An 8335-nucleotide genomic window follows, 5' to 3' on the forward strand; every position below is an offset into this window, starting at 1 on the left:
CCGGTTCACAAACCTCGCAAGGGGAGTCGCGTCAGTCGGCTGGCATCTTGCTGGTGCGCCCGGCGAACTGAATTTTTCCTAGCCTACTACAGGCGTCCCCCGTTTGATAATCGCTGCCGGGTTGGTGCCGGAGGGCAGGTTGCCGTAGTTCATGCCGCCGCTGCTTTGCAGGCGGGAGGCGCAGAAGGCATCGGCGACGTGTTTGTCGCCAAAGCGTAGCAGCAGGGACCCCTGCATGGTCAGGGCCATGCGGTCGACCAGGTTGCGGGCGCGGTACTGGAAGTCACTGATGTCGGCGAAGTCGTGTTGCAGTTGCGCCAGATGCTGGTCAAAGCGGCGGTCGGCACCACGGGCTTCGGCCGCTTCCTTGAAGAAGGTGTCGAGGGTTTCGGGTTCTTTCTGCAGCGCGCGCAGGGTATCCAGGCACTGGACGTTGCCGCTGCCTTCCCAGATGGCGTTGACCGGAGATTCCCGGAACAGCCGGGGCATGATGCTGTCTTCCATCACGCCGCTGCCGCCAATGCATTCCATGGCTTCGTAGGCGTGATTGGGGGTGCGTTTGCAGATCCAGTATTTGCCAACGGGGGTGGCGAGCCTTGCCAGCAGGCGTTCGTGTTCGTTGTTCTGATTGTCCATGGCCCGTGCCACGCGCATGGCGTAGGCAAGGGCGGCTTCGTTTTCGATGATCAGGTCGGCCAGGACATTCTGCATCAGCGGCTGATCGCTGAGTCTGGCGCCAAAGGCGCTGCGCTGGTGGCAGTGGTGGCTGGCCTGGGCCACCGCCTGGCGCATCCCGGCGGCGCTGCCGATCATGCAGTCGAAGCGGGTCATGGCCACCATTTCGATGATGGTGCGCACGCCCCGGCCTTCTTCGCCCACCATCCAGGCCAGGGCACCGCGGAGTTCGACTTCGCTGGAGGCGTTGGCAATGTTGCCCATCTTGTTTTTCAGCTGTTGTACCTGCCAGGGGTTCTTGCTGCCATCGGGGCGCCAGCGGGGCATCAGGAAGCAGGACAGGCCGCTGGCGGTCTGGGCCAGTACCAGAAAGGCGTCGCACATGGGGGCAGAAACGAACCATTTGTGGCCGACCAGTTCGTAGGCCTGGCCAGGGCCTTCCTGGCCGGTTGCATAAGCACGGGTGGTGTTGGCGCGAACGTCGCTGCCGCCCTGTTTTTCGGTCATGGCCATGCCGATGGTGATGGAGGACTTTTCGCTGTCTGGCACGTTGCGACCGTCGTATTCGTTGGCCAGAACTTTGGGGCCCCAGAGCCTGGCCAGGTCCGGCTGGTTCTGCAGTGACGGTACGGCCGCGAAGGTCATGGTGATCGGGCAGCAGTGGGCTGCCTCTATTTGCGAGTGCAGGTAGTATTTGGCAGCCCGCGCAACGTGTGCTCCCTTACCGGGGTTGGTCCAGGGTGAGCTGTGCAGGCCGTTTTCCAATGCCACACGCATAAGCTCATGATAGGCCGGATGAAAGCTGACTTCGTCGATCCGGTGACCGTAGCGGTCATGGGTCCGGAAGGTGGGCTTGTTCATGTTGGCCTGATGGCCAAGGTCAATGGTATCGGCCTTGCCCGCCCAGTCGCCGAAGCGAATAAGGTCGTCATTGGCGTAACTGGCGCCTTCTCTCACCACGGCCTCCCGCAGCGCCATATCCTGCTGGTAGGGATTGTAGTTCTCCAGCGGGCCGGGCTGGTTGGTCACCTCGTGGGTTGCTGACAGGTAGCGGCTGCTGGTACTGGCTTCGGTCTGGCGTGGCGGGTTGTTCATGATCAGCTCCTGGTGCCGGTCAACCCCTGTAGGCAGAAGCAAACAATGGTATCGACCAGCTCATCTTCATTGTTTTTGTGTCCCTGGGTTGCCGCTGCCTGCGTTGGCGACAGCGGCCCCACCAGGGATTCTGAAATCGCGCCCACCAGGCAGGTACTGGTCAGGCGGGCATCCTGATCCGGTATGCCGCCTTCGGCAATGCCATTCCGGATGGCCTGTTCAAACAGGTTGGCGTATGCCTTGCGGTACACCAGTCGTTCTTCTTCCACTTTCGGGTCGACCGGCTCGGCGATCAGGGCCCAGGCTTTCATCGGCGCTTTGAGTGCCCGATAGGCAAACTGCCGCAACGCTTTTTCCAGGCGGGCCACCGCGTTTCCCTGAATCGCCAGGGCTTCTGCAACCTTGTCGACCTCACGTTGGGTGGCCATGCGGAAAATCTCCGCAAACAGCTCTTCCCGGGACTCAAAGTGCCGGTAAATGGTCCCGGTCGCGACCCCTGCCCGGCTGGCGATCCGGGTTATTCGGGCGTTGCGAAAACCGCCTTCAGAAACGCACTCCCAGGTGCATTCAATGATGTTTTTCCGTGCCTGGGCTTTGCGCTGGCGCATTTTTTCGGTTTCGCGGTAGGCCATGCCTGCTCCTTGAAAGTATTGAATCAGTATTCATTTCTTGTGTCAATTTTCAGTATTAGAAAAATATCGAATATAGCCTTTAAAAACAGTCCTGTACGGTCGATAACAAAAATTTACAAAAAACAGGTTGTTGGCAAATGGCGTGCGTTTGAAAAGCAGATTATAAAGACGCCAAGACGGGCTTTTCGTGGGCCGGCAGTCGAGATGAGGTGGATTCCCTTCCGGGATGTAGCCACCTTTAATGCTGTTTTCGTTGATGGAGAAAATCATGAGTGAATTCGACGAAAGCAATCTGGAGCAGTCCGGCAACTGGGCTGGCGACAGTGATGATAACCATTCCGTGACCGGCCGTGCCCGGGTTCGCGCCCAGCTACAGGCCGACATTGAAGCGTTTTTGCAAGGCGGGGGCAGGATACAGGAGGTGAACACTACCTTCCGTACCGATGTCCCGCGCAAGGTGGAAACCGGGTTCAATAACCGATCCCTCTGATGGCGTTGCTTTGCCGGGCGGCGGCTTCTGTTGTCCCGGCAAACTCTTCTCTCTGTCATCTTCTTGTCATCGGTCAACGGCAGACTGGGCCCAGGCCTGCACCGGGCGGCTTCAGAGGTGTATGATGTCACCACTTTTCAAAGCCATCCATGTTCAGGAGGTTATCTGTGCCGAAGCCGCATCTTGCGCAATCCAGTCGAGCCTATCCGTTCACCCGGTTGCGTCGCAATCGCGCCAGTGATTTTTCCCGGCGTCTGGTCCGGGAGAATCAGCTGACGCCGGATAACCTGATTTTCCCGGTCTTTGTGCTCGAGGGCGAGGAGCAGCGCGAGGCCGTGCCCTCAATGCCGGGTGTCGAGCGCCTGAGTATTGATCTGCTGGTAGAGCAGGCCGGGGAGCTGGTCGAGCTGGGTATTCCCGCTATCGCTCTGTTTCCGGTGGTTCCGGCGGAGAAAAAGAATCTCTCGGGCTCTGGTGCCTGGGATTCGGATGGGCTTGCGCAACGGGCGGTTCGCGCTCTGAAGCAGGCCTACCCGGAGCTGGGGGTGATTACGGATGTGGCGCTGGACCCGTTCACCACGCACGGTCAGGACGGCATCATTGATAATGATGGCTATGTGCTGAATGACGTAACGGTTGAGGCCCTGGTCAATCAGGCTTTGTCCCACGCGGATGCCGGCGCGGACGTGGTGGCGCCGTCCGATATGATGGACGGCCGTGTGGCGGCGATTCGTGAGGCCCTGGAATCGGCCGGTTATGTCAATACCCGGATTCTGGCCTACTCTGCCAAGTATGCGTCCAGTTACTACGGCCCGTTCCGCGATGCGGTTGGCTCTGCGGGTAACCTGGGTAAGGGCAACAAGGCGACCTACCAGATGGACCCGGCCAACAGTGACGAGGCCATCCATGAGGTGGCCATGGATCTGGCCGAGGGTGCTGATATGGTCATGATCAAGCCGGGAATGCCGTATCTGGATATTGTGCGCCGCGTGAAAACCGAGCTGCAGGTGCCGACGTTTGTTTATCAGGTCAGTGGCGAATACGCCATGCACATGGCGGCCGCGCAGAACGGTTGGCTGGATGGCGATGCGGTGATGATGGAAAGCCTGATGGCCATGCGCCGGGCTGGTGCCGATGGCATCCTGACGTACTTTGCGGTGCGCGCCGCGCGACTGATGCAGGAGCGTCAGCGAACATAACCGGACGGCGGCGGCAGCCGCAGTCTGGCTCAACGATGGATACAAAGAGCAATGACAAGCGAGATCGTGACCGTGACAGGCACTGAACAGAGCGTTCCGGCGCCGATGGATCTGCCGGTGAGGGGTGGGGACGTCAACCTGGATGCCAGTGAAAACTATTTCAACCGGGAGCTGAGCCAGCTGCAGTTCAACTACCGGGTATTGAAGCAGGCACTGGATACCACTCACCCCCTGATTAACCGCCTGATCTTCTGCTGCATCTTCAGCAGCAACATGGATGAGTTCTTCGAGATCCGCGTGGCCGGCCTGCGGCAGCAAATGAAGTATGGCCGCGAAACGGTGGGCGTCGACGGTATGTTGCCGGAGCAGGTGCTGGCCGAAATCAGCCGGGTCGCGCACGACTACATTCACGAGCAGTACGACATTCTGAATAATGTCCTGATTCCGGAGTTGGAGCAGGAAAATATCCACTTCGTTCGGCGCCGGGAGTGGACCGCGGCCCAGGCGGAGTGGGTGCGCAATTATTTTGACGAGGAAATTCTGCCGGTGGTCAGCCCCATCGGTCTGGATCCGTCACACCCGTTTCCTCGATTGGTCAACAAGAGCCTGAACTTTATCGTTGAGCTGGATGGTAAGGACGCCTTTGGCCGCGAAACAGGGATGGCGATTGTGCCGGCGCCGCGCTCGCTGCCACGCCTGGTGCGTTTGCCGGATGATGTCTGTGCCGGTGGCAACAATCTGGTGTTTCTGTCCTCCATGATCCACGCCCACGCCGATGAGCTGTTCCCCGGCATGGAAGTGAAAGGGTGTTACCAGTTCCGCTTGACCAGGAACGCCGATCTTGAGCTGGAAGATGATCTGGAAGACCTGGCCTCGGCGCTGCGCGGGGAACTGCTGAGCCGCCGGTTCGGTGATGGTGTTCGCCTGGAAGTGGCGGATAATTGTCCGCAGGAACTGGTGCAGTTCCTGCTGCGCGAGTTTGGTCTGACCGAGCGGGATCTGTACCAGGTTCACGGCCCGGTCAACCTGACGCGGTTGATGGCCGTGGGTGGCCTGGTGGATCGGCCGGATCTTACGTATTCCGGTTTTTCGCCCTCGATTCCCAAGCAGATTCGAAGCAAAGAGTCGATGTTCGATGCGATTCGCAAACAACCCATTCTGCTGCACCACCCGTTTGAAAATTTCAGTCCGGTGGTGGACTTGCTGCGCCAGGCCGCCAAAGATCCCCAGGTGTTGGCGATTCGCCAGACCCTCTATCGCACCGGGGCCGATTCCGAGATCGTCGAGGCCCTGGCGGATGCGGCACGGCGAGGCAAGGAAGTGACCGCAGTGATCGAGCTGCGGGCCCGTTTCAGTGAGGCCGAGAACCTGGAGCTGGCCAGCCGGCTGCAGGAGGCTGGCGTGATTGTGGTGTACGGTGTCGTGGGTTATAAAACCCACGCCAAGATGATTCTGATTGTGCGCCGGGAAGAGGGGCGCCTGAGGCGTTATGTTCATCTGGGCACGGGTAACTACCATGCCGGTAACGCGCGGCTGTATACCGACTACAGCTTCATGACTTGTGACGAGTCCATTGGCGACGATGTGAACAAGCTGTTCCAGCAGTTGACCGGCATGGGCAAGGCCCTGAAGATCAAGAAGCTGTTTCATGCCCCCTTTACCCTGCACAATCGCCTGATCAGCCTGATTGAGCGGGAGGCCGGATTCGGTGACAAGGGGCGGATCATTTTCAAGTTCAATGCCCTGACCGAGCCGCAACTGATCAAGGCGCTCTATCGGGCCTCGCAGGCGGGGGTCAAGATTGATCTGATCATTCGCGGGATCTGTTGTCTGCGCCCGGAGGTGCCGGGATTATCCGAAAACATCCGCGTGCGTTCGGTGATTGGTCGCTTCCTGGAGCACACGCGGGTTTACTATTTTGGCAACAGTGGTCGTCCGGAGGTTTATTGCTCCAGCGCCGACTGCATGGAGCGTAACCTGCTGCATCGGGTGGAGACCGCCTTTCCGGTCGAGGCCCCGGCTCTGGTTGCCCGCTTGCGGGAAGATCTGGATACCTATCTGGCCGATAACTGCCAGGCCTGGGTGTTGCAGCCTGACGGCAGTTATCTTCAGAATCGGCCCGGGGAAGGCGAAGAGCGCATTGCATCACAACTGGTTTTGCTGGAGCGCCTGACGGGCAAGCCCGGCTGACGCCGGCAGGCAATCATAACGACAGGACGGATACCTTGAAATCTAAAAAATGGACGCTGGCGGGCCTGGCTGTTTTGTTGGTAGCAGGAGGCGCGCCCTGGGGCGTGGGCTATGTCACCGAACAGCAATGGCGCGAAGCGACGAAGGAAGTTAACCGGGCCCAGCCCTTTCTGAGTCTGGAAACCGAGGATTACCAGCGGGGCATACTCGGTTCAGAGGTGTCCGTGTCGGTCACGTTGCGGGACGCCGAGACCGGAGACGCCCATACCCTGGGTTTTGATATTCAGGTGACCCATGGAATAACCGGCAGCCTGATGGACGTTCGGCCCCGTCAGGGCTGGCAGCCGGAGGGCGCCGACTGGTTTCCGGATGCCGACCCGAACCTGACTCTGGAAACCCGTCTATGGGGCAGCGCGACATTGGAGCTGCAGGCACCGGTGACGCAGATTGACAACCTGGGCGGGGATACGGTTGTTCGAAGCAGTGGTGGTCTGGTCCGGATTGATGTGGGGCGCCTGGGGCAGGAGGCAGACCTGCTGATGGTCTGGCCTGGCTTCCGGCTCCGTGATCCGGCAATGGATGTTGCTATTGAGAATATCCATGTGGAACAGAGTATGGCGTGGCTGGTTGGCGATATCTGGACGGGATCGGGGTTGATGACCGTTGACACCGTGACTTTACAGGCCCCTCAGAGCCCGGCCATGGTCTTCAGCGGGATGACGATTGACAGCCTCAGCGAGGCGGGCCAGAGCGGTGAGCGTTTGAGTTCCCGGGCTACCCTGGCATTGGAATCGGCGACTCTGGGAGATCAGTCTTATGGCCCTCATCGGCTTGAGGTATCGCTGGAGAATCTGGATGTGGCCAGCTGGAACGACTTCAGCAATGTCATGGCAGAGATGCAGTCACTGGCTCTCGCCAGCGATAACGATCCCAGGGCTGCTTTTGAGCAGCAGATGGCGATGATGCAGCGTTTCAATGGTGCTGTCCGGAGCCTGGCCGCGGAGGGCTTTTCAGCCGGTATCCGTGAACTGAGCGTGGCGACGCCGGAGGGCGAAGTTACCGGTTCGCTGGACATTTCCCACCCGGAATTGTCTGACCGGCAACGGGATAGCATGCTGATGGTTATGCAGGAGCTGACTGGAAGTGTGAACGTCAGTATGCCGGTGGCTCTTGCGGAGGACTACCCCCTGGTGCGTATGCAGGTGGCGCCGCTGATCAAGGAGGGGTTGCTGGTTCAGGACGGTGATCGTCTGGTGCTGGATGGCCGGCTGGAGGATCTGGTGTTGACCGTCAATGATCTGGACATCCCCTTGCCCCCACTGCTTTGACTCCCGCCTCTTTGACAGCTGATGGGCTACGGCCATCAGCTGTGCTTCAGCTTATCGGCTTGTTCCGGTGATCACCGCGCTGGATTCAGCCCTGGGCGAACTTCTGTTGCAGAGCCTGAGCCACGGCCGGGTCGACAAATTCGGAGATGTCACCCCCCAGAGAGGCGATTTCGCGGATCAGGGTGGAAGAAATGTATGAGAGGTGATTGGCCGGGGTCAGGAATACGCTCTCGACTTCCGGTGCCAGCCGGCGGTTCATGTCGGCGAGCTGGAATTCGTATTCAAAGTCGGACACCGCGCGCAGTCCGCGCAGGATGACACTGGCGTTCTGTTCACGCACAAAATCGGCGAGCAAGTTGCTGAAGCCGGTGACACTGACATTCGGGAGGTGCGCGGTGGACTGGCGAACCAGTTCGCAGCGCTCTTCGAGGTTGAGTAGTGGCTGTTTTTTCGGGTTATAGGCGACGGCGACGACGATTTCATCGAACATCCGGCCGGCCCGCTCGATAAGGTCGGTGTGGCCGTTGGTGATGGGGTCGAAGGTGCCGGGGTAGATCACTTTAGGCATTCACAGCTCCTTTTGTTGGTAAGCCGTAGGATAGCAGGATCGGGGGGCGTGCTGTAGTCCGGGGCTTCTGATGATGGCTGCTCGTAGCTGGAGCCTGCCGCACGAGCCGGGGGTGGCTTTCGGGAGACGCTACGAGCACTTCCCTGTGCACTTCTTTC

Annotated in this window: 7 protein-coding genes; 4 read left to right on the forward strand and 3 right to left on the reverse strand. The window is 59.5% G+C overall.

Translation table 11 applies throughout. The features are described from left to right. Positions 1 to 78: 78 nt before the first annotated feature. Together ACP2AU_RS16460 and ACP2AU_RS16465 are read right to left on the reverse strand one after the other, a co-directional pair. On the reverse strand, positions 79 to 1770 hold the full coding sequence (locus ACP2AU_RS16460; RefSeq protein ID WP_426377305.1) for an isovaleryl-CoA dehydrogenase: 1692 nt from the start codon (positions 1768 to 1770) through the stop codon (positions 79 to 81). A gap of 2 nt (positions 1771 to 1772) precedes the next feature. After that, positions 1773 to 2402: a TetR/AcrR family transcriptional regulator gene (locus tag ACP2AU_RS16465; protein WP_426377306.1), complete on the reverse strand. Its 630-nt coding sequence runs from the start codon at positions 2400 to 2402 to the stop codon at positions 1773 to 1775. Positions 2403 to 2670: 268 nt separating this feature from the next. Here ACP2AU_RS16465 and ACP2AU_RS16470 point away from each other — a divergent pair, with 268 nt between their 5' ends. The 4 genes from ACP2AU_RS16470 to ACP2AU_RS16485 all read left to right on the forward strand — a co-directional run bounded on the left by ACP2AU_RS16470 (position 2671) and on the right by ACP2AU_RS16485 (position 7609). Beyond that, on the forward strand, positions 2671 to 2892 hold the full coding sequence (locus ACP2AU_RS16470) for a hypothetical protein (RefSeq protein WP_426377307.1): 222 nt from the start codon (positions 2671 to 2673) through the stop codon (positions 2890 to 2892). Between the two features lie 149 nt (positions 2893 to 3041). Further along, positions 3042 to 4091: a porphobilinogen synthase gene (hemB, locus tag ACP2AU_RS16475; protein ID WP_426377308.1), complete on the forward strand. Its 1050-nt coding sequence runs from the start codon at positions 3042 to 3044 to the stop codon at positions 4089 to 4091. A gap of 51 nt (positions 4092 to 4142) precedes the next feature. Then, on the forward strand, positions 4143 to 6281 hold the full coding sequence (gene ppk1 / locus ACP2AU_RS16480) for a polyphosphate kinase 1 (RefSeq protein WP_426377309.1): 2139 nt from the start codon (positions 4143 to 4145) through the stop codon (positions 6279 to 6281). Positions 6282 to 6316: 35 nt separating this feature from the next. After that, entirely contained in the window at positions 6317 to 7609 is a 1293-nt protein-coding gene (locus ACP2AU_RS16485) for a DUF945 family protein (RefSeq protein WP_426377310.1), read from the forward strand. Between the two features lie 85 nt (positions 7610 to 7694). Here the strand turns inward: ACP2AU_RS16485 and coaD are convergent, their stop codons facing one another. Further along, positions 7695 to 8177: a pantetheine-phosphate adenylyltransferase gene (coaD, locus tag ACP2AU_RS16490; RefSeq protein ID WP_426377311.1), complete on the reverse strand. Its 483-nt coding sequence runs from the start codon at positions 8175 to 8177 to the stop codon at positions 7695 to 7697. Positions 8178 to 8335 lie beyond the last annotated feature (158 nt).

Source organism: Marinobacter sp. VGCF2001 (assembly GCF_049943275.1).
In the GTDB taxonomy this organism is placed as follows: Bacteria; Pseudomonadota; Gammaproteobacteria; order Pseudomonadales; family Oleiphilaceae; genus Marinobacter.